This window comes from Minwuia sp. (assembly GCF_048007105.1).
In the GTDB taxonomy this organism is placed as follows: Bacteria; Pseudomonadota; Alphaproteobacteria; order Minwuiales; family Minwuiaceae; genus Minwuia.
In genome coordinates, this window is record NZ_CP180352.1 from 4,483,809 (window position 1) to 4,501,673 (window position 17,865).

At 65.4% G+C, this 17,865-nt stretch carries 17 protein-coding genes and 3 pseudogenes; 12 read left to right on the top strand and 8 right to left on the bottom strand.

Annotated elements, in window-relative coordinates:
- Positions 1 to 21: 21 nt before the first annotated feature.
- Together rplT and rpmI are read right to left on the bottom strand one after the other, a co-directional pair.
- Positions 22 to 396 (bottom strand): 50S ribosomal protein L20, encoded by a 375-nt coding sequence (rplT, locus tag ACMVY4_RS21795; RefSeq protein ID WP_416898043.1) that lies wholly within the window; start codon positions 394 to 396, stop codon positions 22 to 24.
- A gap of 16 nt (positions 397 to 412) precedes the next feature.
- Positions 413 to 613: a 50S ribosomal protein L35 gene (rpmI, locus tag ACMVY4_RS21800; RefSeq protein ID WP_416900376.1), complete on the bottom strand. Its 201-nt coding sequence runs from the start codon at positions 611 to 613 to the stop codon at positions 413 to 415.
- A gap of 562 nt (positions 614 to 1,175) precedes the next feature.
- Here rpmI and ACMVY4_RS21805 point away from each other — a divergent pair.
- Positions 1,176 to 1,658: a GNAT family N-acetyltransferase gene (locus ACMVY4_RS21805; protein WP_416898044.1), complete on the top strand. Its 483-nt coding sequence runs from the start codon at positions 1,176 to 1,178 to the stop codon at positions 1,656 to 1,658.
- Between the two features lie 30 nt (positions 1,659 to 1,688).
- Positions 1,689 to 2,753, top strand: coding sequence for a hypothetical protein (locus ACMVY4_RS21810; RefSeq protein ID WP_416898045.1), 1,065 nt, complete (start codon positions 1,689 to 1,691; stop codon positions 2,751 to 2,753).
- Between the two features lie 10 nt (positions 2,754 to 2,763).
- Here the strand turns inward: ACMVY4_RS21810 and ACMVY4_RS21815 are convergent, their stop codons facing one another.
- Positions 2,764 to 5,013 (bottom strand): hypothetical protein, encoded by a 2,250-nt coding sequence (locus ACMVY4_RS21815; protein ID WP_416898046.1) that lies wholly within the window; start codon positions 5,011 to 5,013, stop codon positions 2,764 to 2,766.
- Positions 5,014 to 5,261: 248 nt separating this feature from the next.
- Here ACMVY4_RS21815 and ACMVY4_RS21820 point away from each other — a divergent pair, with 248 nt between their 5' ends.
- Positions 5,262 to 6,800 carry a class I adenylate-forming enzyme family protein gene (locus ACMVY4_RS21820; protein WP_416898047.1) on the top strand — a complete coding sequence of 513 codons (1,539 nt, stop codon included), beginning with the start codon at positions 5,262 to 5,264 and terminating at the stop codon, positions 6,798 to 6,800.
- Positions 6,801 to 6,804: 4 nt separating this feature from the next.
- On the opposite strand, the pseudogene ACMVY4_RS21825 reads toward ACMVY4_RS21820, so the two are convergent.
- The 3 genes and pseudogenes from ACMVY4_RS21825 to ACMVY4_RS21835 form a co-directional block, all read right to left on the bottom strand.
- Positions 6,805 to 7,718, bottom strand: a pseudogene (locus ACMVY4_RS21825) (DnaJ C-terminal domain-containing protein).
- A gap of 99 nt (positions 7,719 to 7,817) precedes the next feature.
- Positions 7,818 to 8,453 (bottom strand): tetratricopeptide repeat protein, encoded by a 636-nt coding sequence (locus ACMVY4_RS21830; RefSeq protein ID WP_416898048.1) that lies wholly within the window; start codon positions 8,451 to 8,453, stop codon positions 7,818 to 7,820.
- Positions 8,450 to 8,908 carry an RT0821/Lpp0805 family surface protein gene (locus ACMVY4_RS21835; RefSeq protein WP_416898049.1) on the bottom strand — a complete coding sequence of 153 codons (459 nt, stop codon included), beginning with the start codon at positions 8,906 to 8,908 and terminating at the stop codon, positions 8,450 to 8,452. Before ACMVY4_RS21835 ends, ACMVY4_RS21830 begins: the two co-directional genes overlap by 4 nt.
- 126 nt (positions 8,909 to 9,034) lie before the next feature.
- On the opposite strand from ACMVY4_RS21835, the gene pdxH reads away from it, so the two are divergent.
- The 3 genes from pdxH to ACMVY4_RS21850 are packed head-to-tail and all read left to right on the top strand — an operon-like array spanning position 9,035 to position 11,337.
- Positions 9,035 to 9,619, top strand: coding sequence for a pyridoxamine 5'-phosphate oxidase (gene pdxH / locus ACMVY4_RS21840; RefSeq protein WP_416898050.1), 585 nt, complete (start codon positions 9,035 to 9,037; stop codon positions 9,617 to 9,619).
- On the top strand, positions 9,619 to 10,581 hold the full coding sequence (locus ACMVY4_RS21845; protein ID WP_416898051.1) for a cation diffusion facilitator family transporter: 963 nt from the start codon (positions 9,619 to 9,621) through the stop codon (positions 10,579 to 10,581). The genes pdxH and ACMVY4_RS21845 overlap by 1 nt, the downstream gene beginning before the upstream one ends.
- Before the next feature lie 15 nt (positions 10,582 to 10,596).
- Positions 10,597 to 11,337, top strand: coding sequence for an SDR family NAD(P)-dependent oxidoreductase (locus ACMVY4_RS21850; RefSeq protein ID WP_416898052.1), 741 nt, complete (start codon positions 10,597 to 10,599; stop codon positions 11,335 to 11,337).
- 15 nt (positions 11,338 to 11,352) lie between these two features.
- Here ACMVY4_RS21850 and ACMVY4_RS21855 read toward each other — a convergent pair whose 3' ends face one another.
- Positions 11,353 to 12,900, bottom strand: coding sequence for an AMP-binding protein (locus ACMVY4_RS21855; RefSeq protein WP_416898053.1), 1,548 nt, complete (start codon positions 12,898 to 12,900; stop codon positions 11,353 to 11,355).
- 74 nt (positions 12,901 to 12,974) lie between these two features.
- Between ACMVY4_RS21855 and ACMVY4_RS21860 the strand changes: the two genes are divergently transcribed.
- The 3 genes from ACMVY4_RS21860 (at position 12,975) to acpS (ending at position 14,811) form a co-directional block, all read left to right on the top strand.
- Positions 12,975 to 13,580 (top strand): 2-hydroxychromene-2-carboxylate isomerase, encoded by a 606-nt coding sequence (locus tag ACMVY4_RS21860; RefSeq protein ID WP_416898054.1) that lies wholly within the window; start codon positions 12,975 to 12,977, stop codon positions 13,578 to 13,580.
- Positions 13,581 to 13,643: 63 nt separating this feature from the next.
- Positions 13,644 to 14,405, top strand: a complete 762-nt coding sequence (locus tag ACMVY4_RS21865) for a pyridoxine 5'-phosphate synthase (protein WP_416898055.1) — start codon at positions 13,644 to 13,646, stop codon at positions 14,403 to 14,405.
- 7 nt (positions 14,406 to 14,412) lie between these two features.
- Positions 14,413 to 14,811 carry a holo-ACP synthase gene (gene acpS / locus ACMVY4_RS21870; RefSeq protein WP_416898056.1) on the top strand — a complete coding sequence of 133 codons (399 nt, stop codon included), beginning with the start codon at positions 14,413 to 14,415 and terminating at the stop codon, positions 14,809 to 14,811.
- Between the two features lie 133 nt (positions 14,812 to 14,944).
- On the opposite strand, the gene ACMVY4_RS21875 is transcribed toward acpS, so the two are convergent.
- A complete protein-coding gene (locus tag ACMVY4_RS21875) occupies positions 14,945 to 15,349 on the bottom strand; it encodes a GFA family protein (RefSeq protein ID WP_416898057.1) in 405 nt (134 codons plus the stop codon).
- A gap of 176 nt (positions 15,350 to 15,525) precedes the next feature.
- Here ACMVY4_RS21875 and lepB point away from each other — a divergent pair.
- From lepB to era, 3 genes and pseudogenes are all read left to right on the top strand, one after another.
- Positions 15,526 to 16,274: pseudogene (lepB, locus tag ACMVY4_RS21880) on the top strand (signal peptidase I).
- Between the two features lie 31 nt (positions 16,275 to 16,305).
- Positions 16,306 to 16,956 (top strand): annotated as a pseudogene (gene rnc, locus ACMVY4_RS21885) (ribonuclease III); the annotation flags it as partial.
- Positions 16,949 to 17,860, top strand: a complete 912-nt coding sequence (era, locus tag ACMVY4_RS21890; protein ID WP_416898058.1) for a GTPase Era — start codon at positions 16,949 to 16,951, stop codon at positions 17,858 to 17,860. The pseudogene rnc and the gene era, both read left to right, overlap by 8 nt.
- The last annotated feature ends 5 nt before the right edge of the window (positions 17,861 to 17,865 follow it).

Sequence of the window (17,865 nt, forward strand, 5' to 3'; positions counted from 1 at the left end):
TTGAGCGAAGCGCGCCGGATCTCAGTTGTCGGCGTATTTCGCTTCGCGGGCGTTCTTGGCCTGATCGACCAGAACCTTGAAGCCGTCGGGATCGCGCACGGCGATGTCGGCCAGCACCTTGCGGTCAACTTCAATACCGGCGTGCCGCAGGCCGTCGATAAAGACGGCATACGTCAGGTCGTGCTCGCGCACGGCGGCATTGATGCGCTGGATCCACAGGCTGCGGAAGTTCCGCTTGCGGACCTTGCGGTCCCGATAGGCATACTGCATGCCCTTCTCGACGCGCTGGCGCGCGACGGAGAGGACGTTCTTGCCCCGGCCACGGTAGCCCTTGGCCTGTTCCAGGATTTCCTTGCGGCGGGCGCGGCTGGCGACGCCACGTTTCACTCGTGCCATGTCTCAAGCCCTCCGGTCAGCCGTTCGGCAGGAAATGTTTGCGGATCACCTTGGCGTCGGCTTCCGAAACCAGGGTGGTGCCGCGCAGATCGCGGATCTGCTTGGGCGTACGCTTGATCATGCCGTGACGCTTGCCGGTCTGGCTGCGCTTCACCTTGCCGGTCGCGGTCAGGCGAAAACGTTTCTTCGCCCCGCTCTTGGTCTTCATCTTGGGCATTTGCTTTCCTCGTCGGTTGAGTTGCGGGGCCAACGGGGCCCCAAGCTGAGCGACCGCCTCGGCATGCCCTGCCGGACGATCGGAAAGCGGGCTTATAACGGCAGCGCCGCGGGGGTTCAAGTCCGCTCTCCGGGCACGCAATTCGTTTGACGGTTTTGTTGCACTACTGTACCTTACGTAGCGTCAACTCAGACGAAGCGGAGGCTAGAAAAATGACGCCGCCGAAGCAGGAATACCACTGATCCGAAACACATCGCCGGCGCCGGAACGCTGCATGGACGCGCTGCCGGGCGCCGGACACCTTCGTAGGCAAGCGGCCACGCGATGCTCTCCCGGGGCCGCACCGAAAAGCCGGCAACGACCGGCGTCCGGAAAGACCGGACAACGCCGTTAAAGGTCCGCCAACGGCCCGCCGCTGCGCCCGAACCCTCGAAGCGCCTCGCAGCGGAAGGTCCCGAGACGGGCGCACAGGCGGCGATGACAATCGAAACTGTGCGCGGGACCCCGCCGGATCGCACCCGGCGGGGTTTCTGCTGCCGGGACCTGCGCTAACCTGCAACGCATGCAGGCCGAAATTCCCTCCGATATGCGCATCCGCCGCTGGACCCCCGCCGACGCAAGGACCTGTCTGGCGATCTTCCGGGCCGCGATCATGGCCGGCCGCGGCTACACGCGTGCCCAGCGGCGGGACTGGTCCAGCATCCCCTACAGCTTTCGCCGCTGGCGCCTGAGGCAATCGCGGTACCTGACCCTCGTCGCCATCGCCGACGGCCGCATCGCCGGCTTCACCGAGTTCCGTCGCGACGGGCATGTGCACATGCTGTTCGTGGACCCGGATTTCATGCGCCTGGGGCTGGCGCGTGAGTTGCTGGAGGCCGGCGACGCCGCGATGGCGGCACGCGGCGTCATCCGCCGCGACACCTGGGCCAGCCGGTCGTCGGCCCCGGTCTTCGCCCGCGCGGGCTACCGGACGCTGGGGCTGGTCGCGAAACCCGCCGGCTCGGAGCGCCTGCTGACCCGCCGGATGGCCCGCCCCCGGCTTTGACGCGCGCCGGTTGCATGACATGATCCGGTCATGAGCGGATCAGCGGACAAACCAGCCCATGTGCAGGTCGCCGAGGCCGGCTTCGGCGACATGGTCGAGCGACATGGCTTCAGGCGGGTCGGCAAGGCGCACTGGCGGCTGGATGGCGACGGAATCGTCCATCACCTGCGGCTCGATCAACCCTACCGAACCCTGCCGGGATCCCTTCGGGACACCTCGGGCCATTTACTGCCACGATACGCACAACTGGCTGAAAAATGCGGCGTCAAAGATCATCAGGTTCGGATGCCCGGCAGCAAGATATTCTGCCACGACGTTTCCAGCTACTGGATCGCGGACGAGGACAAGGCGCGTCAACGCGACGCCCACGCCAACGAGTACGCGTACTATGACGATGCCCCGCTGTGGAAAGCCTTGTACTGGCACGCCTTCAAGCGTGAGCGCATCGCCGTCCGTTTCGAAGGTGGGTACTATCGACCGCCCAGGGGTTGGGATACCGCCATGCCGGAACTGGTGAATCCGAACGCGAAGTCCTGGATGCTCAGGGACATGCAGCCGGAAGACCTGGCGGCATCCATGGCCACCGCGTGGGAAACGGGCGTGTGGCAACGGTGCCTGTCACGATGGACGAGCTATGCCGGTTATTATGACAACCTGCTGAAAGACTGGGTCAACAACCGCGAAGGATTTCTCCCCTCTTACGTTCTCTTCGCCTATCTCGCCGGCGACATGGCCGCCATCGAACGCACCGCCAGATCTGTGGTCAGCGAAATCGGTCCAACGGTCGATGACGTCTATGAGAGCACCTGGCACTACGCTTCCCAGACCATCAACGGGCAGAAGTGGGGCAAGCTGCGCAACACGCCGCTCGGCAAGAGAGCGATAAAAGACGCAGCCATGGCGAGTGTTGCCAGCGCCGTGAGGGATGTCATTCAGATGAGGGATCTGACCGCCAAGCTCGGATTGGATTTCGAGTGGCCGGATGTCGATCCCGCGCCAGTAGAGGCATGGGATCGGCGAGCCAGAGAGCGGGCAGCGGGCATCGACTACATCGAGGACCTGCACATTTCAGCAAGATGGCCTGATCAGCATTGAAGACATACATTCATTCGGAAAGCTCCCCAGCAAGGACCGCTGCGGATGCCAACGCTGCCGCTGAGGCGGTAGCCAAAGTCACCTTCTCAAGCATTTTGCTGTCGAGACGATACATGATGTCGATTCCACCAAGCACACCTACGATCACATCTTCTGAATAGCCCTTATTGACGAGTTTTCTAACAACAGCTGCTTCATATTGATCTTTCGGAATTTCGGTAACGGCGATCCGCATGAGCGCCACTTTGTTGATGTTCGGGCCCGCGTTCTTCCTACGGCCAGGTTGTGGCGCGACGACACTATTGCCCTTCCTGTTGATGACCGCGTCAGTGTCGCGTTGTGTTTTTGGGTAGGGTCCCCTAGCCCCTTTAAATTCCAGTCCCAAAGCTCTACCCGGGTTTCGCTTGACACGCTTCCGTACAACGCCGGCTAACGCGGGGACCACATCAAACTCCGTAGCAGCATCCAGGATTCTCGAATTCGGACGCCCGAGAATGTCGTAGATCAACGAATGGACTTGTTCGCCATTTTCGAATTCTGCCAGTTTGCCATGATCCATGATCCCACGAATGAATACCTCGACTTCCGTTCCGGTCAGCGGGTTCAAAGTGTTCTGGAGTGAAAGACGCTCGGATCGTGATAGCGCTGCCAGATGTGGGTTCGATCGCGCAAACTCCTTGATGGAAAGTGGCCGCCCCTTCTTTTGTTCACGCGTCAGAAACTTGTACCACTTCCTGAGCGCTGCCTGCTCTTTGAGCGAGGCACCGAATGCGGTCTGCGTGAGACGCTTTTTGACTTTGTCGATAGAGGATATTTCCGCGGTGCCACCCTGAATGGCCTTGAGCCGCTCCAGTTTCTTCAGCATCTGTCGGCGATGCCGCTGGCCGCCTGTCCCGATCAGTTTTGCCTTGTTCGCAACCTGGGTCAGCTTGTGCCCCAGCTTTGCACCCTTTACGAACTTTCCGAGGACAGGCATCGCGCCAGCGAGGGCGAACAGGAAAGCTTGGCGGAGTTCGCCGGCGTCTTCGCCCTTCTCCTCGGCATCGAGCATCTGCCGGTAGAGATCGACTGCTTCGACAGCCGACTTCACCTCGCCGACGACGGGTGCGAAGTCGAGGGCAAAGAGCAGCATCTCGCCGAGCGTATCGGCATCGATGCCATCTGCGGTGGCGGCCTCGGCCAGCTTGCGCGCCCGCGCCCTGGCCTCGTCCCTGTCGAGGTCGATGCCGGCGCGGCGGGCGTCCTCGATATAGCGGTCGGTCAACACGTCCAGATGCGCGGCGAACCGGCGCAGGAGGTCCCGGTTCCAGGGCTGCTCGGCGGCCCCGCGCGCGCGAAGCCCGACACGGTCTTCGAGCCCGCCGATCGTCAGTTCGCCGCTTCGCAGCTCTTCTTCGATCGGGGCGTGGTGATCCGGGCGGTCCTGCCGCATCTTTTCGACGTAGGTGAGCAACTGCTCATCGGTCTCGAATTCGATCCCGTCCTTCGTCGCGATGCCGGAATACTCGTCGAGCTGGCGGCCGGTCAGGTCTGGCGCGGCTGCAGCCATGCGCACTCGGAGACCGCCCTCCGCAGGCTCGCCGCCGCCCATCCGGTCCCAGACCGCCGCGTCGCGCATCTCACCGGCGATGATGCCGCCCAGAGCCGCAGCGTCGCGCCAGTCGGCTTCGGTCAGCACGGAGGCTTCGTCCTGCTCGCGGGTCCGGATCGTGGTGGGGCGCAGGCGCAGCGTCCGTCCGATCATCTTCACTTCCTGCGGCGCGAAAGGCAGAGGGATCGCCGGGTCACTGCCGATCAAACGCTGCAACCGGGGCGCCGTCAGATCGTCGAGGAGGTCATGCGTCGGACCGAACGGCGTCATCACGCCGTCCAGCTTCAGACCGTGCTGCGCCTGAAGCGTCCGGAGCGCCGAGGTCAGGGCATCCGGGCCCGCACCGTCGGGCAGCGGCTGACCGACGAGACGCAGCGCATGACCGGCCGTCTGCACATCCCTGGGCAGGTTGCTCTGGCCAGCGCCAACGGACCCGTGGACCGGCACATTGGCGCCGCGCCCCAGCGCACGGCGGTGCGGCGGGGGCGTCCGGGCTTCCTGACGACCATGGAGGTCGGCGGCCAGACGCAGTTCGGTCGGGCCACCAGGATTGACAAGTCCGTCGGCCTTCAGCCCACGGCTCTTCTGGTAGGCGGCAGTGCGGCGGGCGATTTCCGCCTGGTCGATCCGGCCACGCTTGCCGCCGGACACCGCGGCCGCTGACACCATCAAGCGCCCCGGCCAGCCGGGCGACCTCGTCGTAGTCGTTGTCGCCGTCCGGCTCGACGCGGTCGTACAGGAAGAAGGGGTCGGTCAGCATCGCGCGCTCCTCGGGTTCGGGTGCAATGCCGGGGTATTTATACCGCCAGAGGTTTATCCGTTCCGGATTTCTGGAGACCCAAACGGATTCCGGCGGCCTTGCCGCGCCCGCGCGCCGCGTCCTATCTTCCGCCCACCGGACAGGGGAGGTTCGACAGATGGACGTACGCACGCTGATGCGCCGCTCGGCGCTGTTCTACGCCGACAGGGAATGCATCGTCTGGCGCGACCGGCGCCTGACCTTCGCCGAGATGTGGCGGCGCGGCTGCCAGCTGGCGAACGGGCTGCTGGCCATGGGACTGAAGCCCGGCGACCGGGTCGGCGTGCTGGAGGACAATTCCATCGAGTCCGCCGACTTCTTCCTGGGCGCGGCCATCGCCAACATCGTCCGCGTGCCGCTCTACGCCCGCGACCGCCGCGAGATGCATGTCCACATGCTGGATCACACCGGCTGCCGGGCCGTGCTGGTGGCCGGGCACTATGCAAGCGATCTGGACGGCTTCGTCGAGGAACTGCCCGGTCTGGAGCGCGTCATCGTTCGCGACGAGGGCTACGAGGCCTGGCTGGCATCGCAGTCGCCCGAGGACCCGGACGTCGAGATCGACCGCGACGACAATTTCATCATCCGCCATACAGGCGGTACGACGGGGAAGCCGAAGGGCGTCGCCTACACGCACCGGGCCTGGCTGGCCGCGGGCCGCGACTGGTTCTACCTGATGCCGCCGGTCGAACCGGGCGATGTCTGCATGCATGTCGGGCCGATCAGCCATGGCTCGGGCTACCAGTTCCTGCCGACCTTCCTGTCGGGCGGCTGCAACCTGCTGCTGGATCATTTCCACCCGGGCGAGACCATGGATCTGATGGTGAAGGAGAAGGTCGGCTACGGCTTCTTCGTGCCCACCATGCTGAACACCATGCTGCAGGATCCCACGGCGGCAGAGCGTGACTGGTCGGCGCTGAAATGCCTGCTGGTCGCCGCCGCGCCGATCGCCGACGCCACCGCCTACAAGGCGCGCGAGGTCTTCGGCAACGTGCTCTGGCAGGGCTACGGCCAGACCGAGGTGTTGCCGGTGTCCATGATGGGGCCGGAGCAGTGGTTCGCCGAAGTCGAGGGCTCCAACCCCATCCGCTCCTGCGGCCTGCCGCTGCCCTTCGCCCTGATCGAAATCTGGGACGAGGAGAACAACCCGGTCCCCGTCGGCGACCCGGGCGAGATCGTCGCCAAGGCCGACGGCCAGATGGTCGGCTTCTGGAACAATCCGGAGGCGACCGCCGAGCGCATCGTCGATGGCTGGGTGAAGACCGGCGATATCGGCCGGATCGACAGCAATGGCTATCTCTACATTCTCGACCGCTCGGACGACATGATCATTTCCGGCGGCTACAATATCTGGCCGCTGGAGCTGGAGAACGTCATCGCCGACCTGCCGGGTGTGGTCGAGGTCGCCGTATTCGGCGTCCCGCACGAGCGCTGGGGCGAGACGCCGCTGGCGCTCTGCGTGCTTGACGGCAGCCACGAGGTCTCGGCCGACGACGTGATCAACACGTGCGTCCAGCGGCTCGGCTCCTACAAGAAGCCGAGCCAGGTGAAGTTCCAGAAGGAGCCGCTGCCGAAGTCGCCCGTGGGCAAGATCCGCCGCAAGGACCTGCGCGAACCCTACTGGGAGGGCGTCGACCGCCGCGTCGCCGGCAGCTGACCCGTCAGTCGGTCTTCAGGCCGGCGCGGGCGTCGAAGTTCTCGCCCCGCTTCCAGCGCGTGACGAAGTCCTTCAGTTCCGCATCGCCGCCGTCGGGCAGCACGATCTTCAGGCGCACGAGCTGGTCGCCGGCGGCCTCGCCCTTGCGCCCTTCGATGCCCTTGCCCTTCAGCCGGAGCGTCCTGCCGGAGCTCGAACCCTCGGGCACAGTGACGGTGACGTCGCCATGGATGGTCGGCGCCTTCACCTTCGCGCCGAGGACCGCTTCGGACAGCGAGATCGGCAGTTCGATGTGAATGTCGTTGCCGCGGCGCTCGTAGAGCGGATGCGACCGCACCGAAACCTCGATCAGCGCGTCCCCGTCCGGACCGCCGGACCCCTTGTCGCCCTGGCCCTTCAGACGGATCTGCTGACCGTCCTCCAGCCCGGCGGGAATGCGGACATCCAGCTTGCGCCCGTCGGGCAGTGTCAGCCGCCGGTTGGCGCCGCGCGCCGCCTCCAGGAAGTCGACCTTCAGCGAATACTTGCGGTCGCGCCCGCGGGCCTGCTGCTGCCGGCCGCTGCCGCGGAATCCTGAGAACATGTCGCCGAAGATGTCCTCGAAGCCGCGGGCGCCGAAGGCCTCCTCATCGGGGCGCGGTCCGCGGCGGGGGCCGGCGAATGCGTCCGGTAGAAGCCGCGCGGGGCCTTCTCCTGGCCGTCGGCGCCGATTTCGCCGCGGTCATAGCGGCCGCGCTGTTCGATATCGCTCAACAGGTTGTAAGCGGCCGACACTTCCTTGAAGCGGTCGGCTGCAGCCGAATCGCCGGGATGCCGGTCGGGATGCAGGTCCTTCGCCAGCTTGCGGTAGGCTTTCTTGATGTCGTCCTGGGACGCGCTCCGGCCGACTCCCAGTATGGTGTAGGGGTCTCGCATCATCTTGCTGTCATCTGCTGGTTCATCCGCCGGCTCGCCGCCAGATGAACATATCGGTCCATCAATAGCGCGCAGCCGGCATTCAGACCATAGATATGGACACTAATTCGCCGGTGCAAAGAGGAAAACAAGCCTGTCGACCAGCCCGTCGCCATCCGGTTTTCCCGACGGCGGCTGCGCCGGCTCGGGTGCCTCGGCCACGGGCTCGGGTTCCGGTGGCGCCTCGTCCGGAACCAGCGCGAGCAGCCGGGTCCGGGACTGTTCGAAGCCGAGCCGAGCCGCGCGCCGGTACCACGTGATCGCCGTATCCCGGTTCTTCTCCACGCCGACGCCGTGTTCATAGAGCACGGCGAGATTGTGCTGGGATTCCGCAATGCCGCCTTCGGCTGCCTGGGTCATGAACCGCGCGGCGGTCGTCAGATCGCGGGTGACCCCGGTGCCCTTGAGGTAGAGGTCGGCGAGGTTGGCGGCGGCGGGCGCATAGCCCTGATCGGCAGCCTGCCGGAACCAGGCCGCGGCCTGCGACGGGTTCCGAGGCACGCCGAGACCGTTCAGATAAAGGATGCCGAGATTTCGCTGGGCCGCCGGATTCGCGGCCTGGGCGTCGGCCGTCCAGATCTCCGCCGCGCGGCGGTAGTCGCCGGCCTGATAGGCGGCGACCCCCTCGTTGAAGTCGGCGCGAGCGGCAGCCGACACAAGAACGGCGGCGATCAGAGCGATGGCGAAGAGTGGCTTCAAGGCTGCACCTTCCAGGTTCCGTCCGGTTGCTGACATGCGATCCCGGTCAGCGTCTCGACCTTACCATTGATCGTGATGTCGTGCTGGAACGCCTTGCAGGTCCGGCCGGTCTGGTTGTGCGTGCCCTGTTTCGTTGTCTGCACGGCGCCGCTGGCCTGCCCGGAGGGGCTGTTCCACGTGATCTGCTGCCCGGTCGGGCTGTTCAGCGCCTTGTTCTGCGCACGCGCCGCCGCCTGTTTCGAGGCCTTGTCGAGCTGGCTGCCGATATCCTTGCCGACCAGCGAGCCCGTGCGCGAGGCTGCACCGACGGCGATCTGGCGGCCCAGGCCGCCGCCGACCTGACCGCCGACAGCCGTACCCGCCGCCGCGCCGGCAATGCTGCCGGCGTCGCGGTAGAACGTGTCGGAACTGCAGCCCGCGGCCAGCAGCAGGATGATCAGATGGACGGCGCGCATTTCGCTCCCCTGTGAGATCGCCGGTCTCAGATTTGCAATCTTCGGGCCGCCGCCGCGATGTGTCACTCGGCAGCATGGCAAAGCGGCGGCGCTGCGCTATGTTCGGCCCATCCAACGGAGCCCAGAATGTCCGAACCGACCGATCCGATTGCGCATTTCAAGTCCTGGCTGAAGGAAGCCGGCGACGCCGAACCGAACGACCCGAACGCCATGTCCGTGGCGACCGTCGGGCCGGACGGCATGCCCAGCGTGCGCATGGTGCTGCTGAAGGACGTCGATGACCGCGGCTTCGTCTTCTACACCAACTATGAAAGCCAGAAGGGCGGCGACCTTCTGGCCCATCCGAAGGCGGGCATCTGCTTTCACTGGAAGTCGCTGCGCCGGCAGGTCCGCGTCGAGGGCGGCGTGGAGCGCGTGAGCGAGCAGGAAGCGGACGAGTATTTCGCGTCCCGCCCCCGCGACAGCCGCATCGGCGCCTGGGCGTCCGACCAGAGCCGCCCGATGGAGGGCCGGTTCGAACTGGAGAAGCGGGTCGCGAAGTTCGCCGCGAAATATGCCATCGGCGAGGTGCCGCGGCCGCCGCACTGGTCGGGCTTCCGTATCGTACCCTCGCGCATCGAGTTCTGGCGCGACCGCCCCTTCCGTCTGCACGAACGGCTGAACTTCGTGCGCGAGGGCAGCGGCTGGAAGACGGAGATCCTGTATCCCTGATGGCCGAACCGAAGCGCGATAGCGGCGCCTGGATGCGCCTCGCCACCATCGCCTCGGTGCTCACTGCGGGCACGATGGTGGCGATGAAGACGGTCGCCTTCGTCATGACCGGCTCGACGGCGATGCTCGGCTCGCTGCTGGACTCGATCCTCGACATGACCGCGTCGGTCGTGAACATGTTCGCGGTCCGCTACAGCCTGACCGACGCCGACGAGGAACACCGCTTCGGCCACGGCAAGGCCGAATCCATCGGCGCGCTGGCCCAGGGCGCCCTGATCTCCGGCTCCGCCGTGTTTCTCGCCTGGGAAAGCGCCGCCCGGCTGACCGGTCCCGAGCCGGTCCAGGCGTCCAATCTCGGCATCGCCGTCATGGTGATATCGATCGCGCTGACCCTCGGCCTGGTCATGTTCCAGCGTTTCGTGGTCGCGAAATCGGGCTCCGTCGCGATCAGCGCCGATCTGCTGCACTATTCAGGCGATCTGCTGATGAACGCGGGCGTCATCCTCGCGCTGGTGCTGTCTTCCATGTTCGGACTGCACGCCGCCGATCCGATCATCGGCCTGCTGATCGCCGCCTGGCTGCTCCGAGGGGCGTGGAACATCGTCAACTCGTCGTTCGCCCAGTTGATGGACCGCGAACTGCCCGAGGACGAGCGCACGCGCATACAGGCGGCAGCGCTGGCCATCGACGAGGTGCGCGCGGTGCACGACCTGCGTACGCGCCAGTCCGGCCTGTCGGTCTTCATCCAGGTCCACGTCGAACTGGACGGGCATCTGTCGCTCTACCGCGCCCATGTCATTGCCGACATGGTCGAGATGGAGGTGCAGAACATTCATCCGGGCGCCGAGGTCTTCGTTCACCTCGACCCCGCAGGGGCCGAGGATCTGGCGGACATGTACGACCGGGTGACCTCGGCGGAGCTGGACGAGTTGCAGCCCGACTCCAAACAGCAATCGGCGTGAGGTAATCTGGCTGCCATGCCCGAAACCGGAAAGACACTGATCCTGACAGGCGCCTCGCGCGGCATCGGCCACGCGACGGTGAAGCGTTTCGGCGCAGCCGGCTGGCGCATCATCACCGTCTCGCGCCACCCGTTCTCCGAGGACTGCCCCTGGGAACATGGCGAGGAAGATCACGTCCAGCTCGACCTCTCCAGCGCCGCCGCGATCCAGGACGGCATCGGCACCCTGAAGTCGAAGCTGCACAACGGCCGCCTCGACGCCCTGATCAACAATGCCGGCATTTCGCCGAAGGGGCCGAGCGGGTCGCGGCTGAACACCTTCAACACCGAACCCGACGACTGGTACGCCGTCTTCAACGTCAACCTGTTCGCGCCGGTATGGCTGGCGCGCGGGCTGTTCGACGAACTGAAGGCTGCGAAAGGCGCGGTGGTCAACGTCACCTCCATCGCCGGCAGCCGCGTGCATCCCTTCGCCGGCTCGGCTTACGGCACGTCCAAGGCGGCGCTGGCCGCGCTGACCCGCGAGATGGCCGCCGATTTCGGCCCGCACGGCGTCCGCGTCAACGCCATCGCGCCGGGTGAGATCGACACCGCGATCCTGTCGCCGGGGACCGAGAAGCTTGTCGAGGAAGACATCCCGATGCACCGGCTCGGCCGGCCCGAGGAAGTCGCCGCGACGATCTATTTCCTGTGCTCGCCCCAGGCCAGCTACGTCACCGGTGCGGAGGTCCACATCAATGGCGGCCAGCACGTCTGACGGCGTCTGTGCCGGCTAGATGATCCGGCTGTCCTTCTTGCCCCAGTAGCGGTCCTTCAGCAGGCGCTTGTAGAGCTTGCCGTTGGCGTGGCGCGGCAGTTCTTCCTCGAAGTCGATGCTTTTCGGCGTCTTGATCGCGCTGAGTTCCGAACGGCACCAGGCGATCAGCTTCTCGGCCATGGCCTCGTTGGCGTGGGTATGGTTCTTGAGCTGGACAACACCCTTCACCGCTTCTCCGAAGTCCTTGTCCGGTACGCCGACCACGGCCGCGTCCATCACCTCGGGGTGCAGGATCAGCCGGTCCTCGATCTCCTGCGGATAGATGTTCACGCCGCCGGAGATGATCATGAAGGCCTTGCGGTCGGTCAGATGCAGGAAGCCGTCCTCGGTCAGGTAGCCGATGTCGCCGAGCGTGGTCCAGCCGTGCGAATTCCGGCTCTCCGCGGTCTTCTGCTTGTCGTTGTGGTATTCGAAGGCCGGTCCGTTGGCGAAGAAGATCTGGCCGACCTCGCCCTGGGGCAGTTCGTCGTCCGGATTGTCCTGATCGCAGATACGGATTTCGCCGACAATGGCCCGCCCGACCGTACCCGGATGGGCCAGCCATTCATGCGGATTGGCGGCGACGAAACCGGAACCCTCGGTGCCCGCGTAGTACTCGTAGATGACCGGTCCCCACCAGTCCATCATGGCCTGCTTGACCTCGACCGGGCACGGCGCGGCGGCGTGGATGGCGACCTTCATGGAGGAGACGTCGTAGCGCTGCCGGACTTCCTCCGGCAGCTTCATGAAGCGCACGAACATGGTCGGCACCCACTGGCTGTGGGTGCACTTGTATTCCTCGATCAGCTGCAGGGCGCGTTCGGGATCGAAGCGCTCCATCACGATGGTGGTCGCGCCGACCCGGTTCATCAGCAGATTGTAGCGCAGCGGCGCCGCGTGATAGAGCGGCGCCGGCGACAGATAGGTCGTGTTCGCGTCGATGCCGTAGAGCGCCGAGATCGCCTGCATCGACGGGCGCACCTCGCCGAGCTTGCGGTCCTCGAGATCGATCTTGATGCCCTTCGGCCGGCCCGTCGTGCCGGACGAATAGAGCATGTCGTGCCCTTCCCACTCGTCGGCGATCGGGGTCTCGGGCATGTCGGCGATGGCGGCGTCCCAGTCTGCGAACCCGTCCATCCCGCCGCCAACCAGCAGGCAGGTATGGACGTTCGGCGTCTCCTTCGGGACGTCCTTCGCGACGTCGGCCTTGGCGGTCGAGGAGATGAAGACCTGGGCCTGGCAGTCGTTGACGATGTAGGCGACCTCGGGTGCGGTCAGATAGCTCGAGGTGCAGGCGTAGTAGAGCCCGGCGCGGTGCGCGGCCCAGCAGATCTCCAGGAAGTGCCGGTTGTTCTCCATGCAGATGGCGATGGCATCGCCGTGCTTCAGGCCGATGGAGCGGAAATAATGCGCGCCCTTGTTGGAGCGGCGGTCGAGATCGCCGTGGGTCACCACCTCGCCGGTGGACGCCATGATGTAGGCCGGCTTGTCCGGCCGTTCCGCGCCGTGGACGCCTGGATGCATGTTTGTCACTCCTCCCCTTGGACTTGGCCGCTAGGATAGCGATAAGACCGCGCGGCAAAAGGGGAGGAATGCCGATGTCCAAGCTGGAAGTGTTTTTCGACTGCTCGTCGCCCTGGACCTATCTGGCGATCACCCAGGTGGGCGGCATCGCCCGCGCCCACGGGGCCGAGCTGATCTGGCGGCCGATCCTGGTCGGCGGAATCTTCAACCAGATCAACAAGGAGGTCTACGAGACCCGCGCCAACCCCGACCATCCGAAGTACCGCTACATGCGCAAGGACCTGATGAACTGGGCCGACTACCGCGGCGTGACGATCAACTGGCCGACCATCTTCCCCGTGAACTCGGTGAAGGCGATGCGCGCCTGCATCGCGGCGGCGGACATCGGAAAGTGCGAGACGCTGGCGCTGGAAGTCTGCGACGCCTACTGGGGCCGCAATCAGGATATCGCCCAGGACGAGGTCGTCGCCGCCTGCGCCGAGGCTGTCGGACTGGACGCCGCCGCGATCCTGGAGAAGACCAACGACCCCGAGATCAAGCAGCGGCTGAAGAACCATACCCAGGAAGTGATGGACCGTCAGGGCTTCGGCAGCCCGACCATGTATGTCAACGAGACCGACATGTTTTTCGGGCAGGACCGGCTGGTGCTGGTCGAGGAAGCGCTCAAGCGCGCCGCCTGAGCGCCTTACTTTCGGCCAAACCGGTCTATATTGGGGCATGGATCCAGTCCGGAGGACCGCGTCATGACAGGCAACCGTCTGCGCCTCGGCGTCAACATCGACCACGTCGCCACCATCCGCAACGCCCGCGGGGGCGGGCATCCCGATCCCGTGCGCGCCGCCCGGCAGGCCGCCGAGGCCGGCGCCGACGGCATCACGGCGCATCTGCGCGAGGACCGCAGGCACATTTCCGATGTCGATATCGAGCGGCTGACCGCCGAGATCGACCTGCCGCTGAATCTGGAAATGGCCGCGACCGACGAAATGCTGGGCATCGCGCTGCGCCACAAGCCCCACGCGGCCTGTCTGGTGCCGGAAAAGCGCGAGGAGGTCACGACCGAGGGCGGTCTGGACGTCGCCGCCCAGCACAAGCATCTGGCGCCTTTCGTCAGCAGCCTTGTCGATGCGGGCATCCGCGTCTCCCTGTTCATCGACCCCGAGCCGGTGCAGCTGCACGTCGCCAAGGCCCTTGGCGCGCCGGTCGTCGAACTGCATACCGGCGCCTATTGCGATGCAGACAATCCGCAGGCGCGGGCACACGAACTCGCCCGCATCGTCCACGCTGCCGAATACGCGGCAGGGCTGGGACTGGAGGTCCATGCGGGACACGGACTCACCTTCGACACGGTCGGCCCGGTGGCAGCGATCCCGCAACTGGTCGAACTCAATATCGGCCACTTCCTGGTGGGCGAGGCGATCTTCTCCGGCCTGACTTCGGCGATCACGCGGATGCGGAGCCTGATGGACAACGCCCGGGCAAACGCCACCGGCAGCGCCAGCGCCTGACGACCGCATGATCCTGGGTATCGGCGTCGATCTCTGCGACACGCGGCGCATCGCGCAGTCGATGGAGCGCTTCGGCCAGCGGTTCCTGGACCGCTGCTTCACGCCCGCGGAGCAGGCCGCCTGCGTGAACCGGGCCGACTCGGCGCAGCGGTTCGCCCGCCGCTACGCCGCCAAGGAAGCCGCCTCGAAGGCTCTGGGGACCGGCATCGGTGAGTTCGCCGGCCTGAAGGAGATCGAGATCTCGTCGGCGCCGAACGGCAAGCCGGAACTGACGCTTTCCGGCAGCGCTCTCGAAACGCTCGACCGGATGACGCCGGACGGGATGACCGGGCGAGTCCACATCTCGCTCACCGACGAGGGCGACCTCGCCCAGGCCTTCGTGATCCTGGAAGCCCTGCCCGCCTGAACAGGCATCGCCGCTCGGCCATACGTTGTCATGCCCGCCTTGCTCGGGCATCCGGTCGAACCATGACGCTTGCGGCGAAGCCGCACCGGCCCCCCGAGTGGCCCGGCGGGCCATCGGGGGTGACTTTCTGAACCTAGCCCGGCCGCCTCTCAAACGTGGGCACGCCCTCGTCGATGTGGTGGTAATGGCGCTTGTCGATGGCGAAGATCGCGGCCTGCGGCTTGAAGTGGCTCTGATCGTCCATCGTACCGACCTTGATGATGAAGCTGTCGGGCCGCGACGGGGTCCTTGTGCCGATCGCGGTGCCACAGTTTCCGCAGAAATAGCGGGTCACCGGCTTCTCCAGATCGCTGCGCGTGAAGCTCTTCGGTTCGCCCTTGGTGAAGCGGAAGCCGTCGGCCGGCACGACATTGATAACGTTCGGATTGCCGCCGGTGATGTACTGGCACTCGCGGCAGTGGCACTGCATCTGGAACTGGATGTCGCCGGTCGATTCGTACCGGATTTCGCCGCAATAGCAGCCGCCTTCGATCTTCATCGCTCTCTCCCCTGTTCCGATGGTCGGCCGACAGCTTCCCGGATCGGGGTGCGGCAGGTCAAGCCGGAGGTCCGGACGGCATGAAGATTGACTATCGGGGCGCTTTGCGTTTCAACACGCCGCGTCATTGCCCGGCGCGACGTCGCGTCATTTCCCCCAGAAAGCAAGGCGGTTGGATGGCTTCCAAATCGAAGGGCGGCATTCTCGAGACGCTCAAGACTGTCATCTATGCGGTCGCGATCGCCATGGTCATCCGCACCCTGGCCTACGAGCCCTTCAACATCCCGTCGCGTTCGATGGTGCCGACGCTTCTGGTGGGTGACTTCCTGTTCGTCTCCAAGCTGTCCTACGGCTACAGCAAGCATTCGATCCCGTTCAGCCCCGACATCTTCGACGGCCGCATCCTGCAGACCGCGCCGGAGCGCGGCGACGTGGCGGTGTTCAAGCTGCCGTCCGACAACCGGACCGACTACATCAAGCGGATCATCGGAATGCCGGGCGACCGGGTGCAACTGCGCGGCGGCGTTCTCTACATCAACGACAAGCCGGTGCCGCGCGAGGCCGTCGCCGACTTCGAGTATTACGACGAGACGGGCCGCATGAGCTTCGTCCGCCAGTACAAGGAAACCCTGCCCAACGGCCGCAGCTACTTCGTTCTCGACGAGATCGAGAATGCGCGGCTGGACAATACCGGCGTCTTTACCGTGCCCAAGGGCCACTACTTCATGATGGGCGACAACCGCGACAACTCCTCCGACAGCCGTGTACCGGTACGCGCACGCGGCGTCGGCATGGTGCCGGCGAGAACCTTGTCGGCCGCGCGGACGTGCTGTTCTTTTCCATCGATACGGACTTCCGCTGGTGGCAGGTCTGGAAGCTGTTCACCAACATCCGGTACTCGCGGCTGGGCGACATTATTGAGTGACCCCGCCGAAAGCGCCGAATCCATCATCGGCCACAGCTTTGCCGATCCGGAACTGCTGAAAGAAGCCCTGACCCATCCTTCCGCCCTGAAGATGGGACGGCGGGACAGGGAGAGCGATTACGAACGGCTGGAGTTTCTCGGCGACCGGGTGCTGGCGGTGATCATGGCCGAACAGCTCTACACGGCCTACGGAAAGGCCGACGCCGGCAATCTGGCGAAACGCTTCAACGAGATGGTGCGCCGCGAGACCCTGGCCGAGATCGCGCTCGAGATCGGCCTCGACGCCCACATCCGCATGTCCGATCCGGAACGGCGCAGCGAGGGACATCGCAAGCCCGCGATCCTGGCCGACATCTGCGAGGCGGTGATCGGCGCCCTCTATCTGGATGGCGGGCTGGAGACTGCGAAGGCCTTCATCCTGCCGCTCTGGGGCGACCGGATCGCCGGATTGAAGAAGACCCCGCAGGATCCCAAGATGGCCTTGCAGGAATGGTCCGCCGCCGCAGGCTTCGGTCTGCCGGTCTACGAGATGCTGGAACGCACCGGTCCCGACCACGCGCCGCGCTTCACCATGCAGGCGACGGTCCACGGCGAATCCGGAACCGGCGAGGCGGGATCGAAGAAGGAAGCCGAACAACTTGCGGCGAAGTCGCTGCTGAAACGGATGAAAGATCATGGCTGACGCCGAAAACGAGACGAAGGCGGGCTTCGTGACCCTGGCCGGCGCGCCGAATGCCGGCAAGTCGACGCTGATGAACCAGCTGGTCGGCGCGAAGGTCTCCATCGTCAGCCCGAAGGTCCAGACCACCCGCGCCCGGGTGATCGGCATCGCCCTGCACGGCCCGGTCCAGATCGCCTTCGTCGACACGCCGGGCATCTTCCAGCCGAAACGGCGGCTGGAGAAGGCCATGGTCGACGCGGCGTGGGGCGGCGTCGCCGAGGGCGACATGACTGTGCTGCTGATCGACGCCCAGCGCGGCATCACGGAGAACGTCGAACGAATCCTGACCAACCTCGCCGCCCAGCAGAAGAAGATCTGGGTCGTGCTGAACAAGATCGACCTGGTGAAGAAGGACAATCTCCTGGCGCTGGCCTCAGCGCTCGGCGAGATGGACCATGTCGAGGAGATCTTCATGGTCTCGGCGCTGACCGGCGACGGCGTGGCGCACCTGCTGGACAGGCTGGCGGCGAAGATGCAGCCGGGACCGTGGCTTTATCCCGAAGACCAGATCACCGAGATGCCCAACCGCATCCTCACCGCCGAGATCACGCGCGAGAAGCTGTTCCTGCGGCTGCATCAGGAACTGCCCTATGCGCTGACGGTCGAGACCGAAGCCTGGGAGGAGCGCAAGGACGGGTCGGTGAAGATCAGCCAGGTGATCTATGTGACCCGCGACGGCCACAAGGCGATCGTGCTCGGCAAGGGCGGCGCGACCATCCGCGAGATCGGCCGTCAGGCGCGCGAGGAACTGTCGGAGATCCTGGAACGCCCGGTGCATCTCTTCACCTTCGTGAAGGTGCGGGAGAAGTGGCTGGACGATCCGGCGCGCTACCGTGAGATGGGGCTCGACTTCCCGAAGGGCTGACCCGC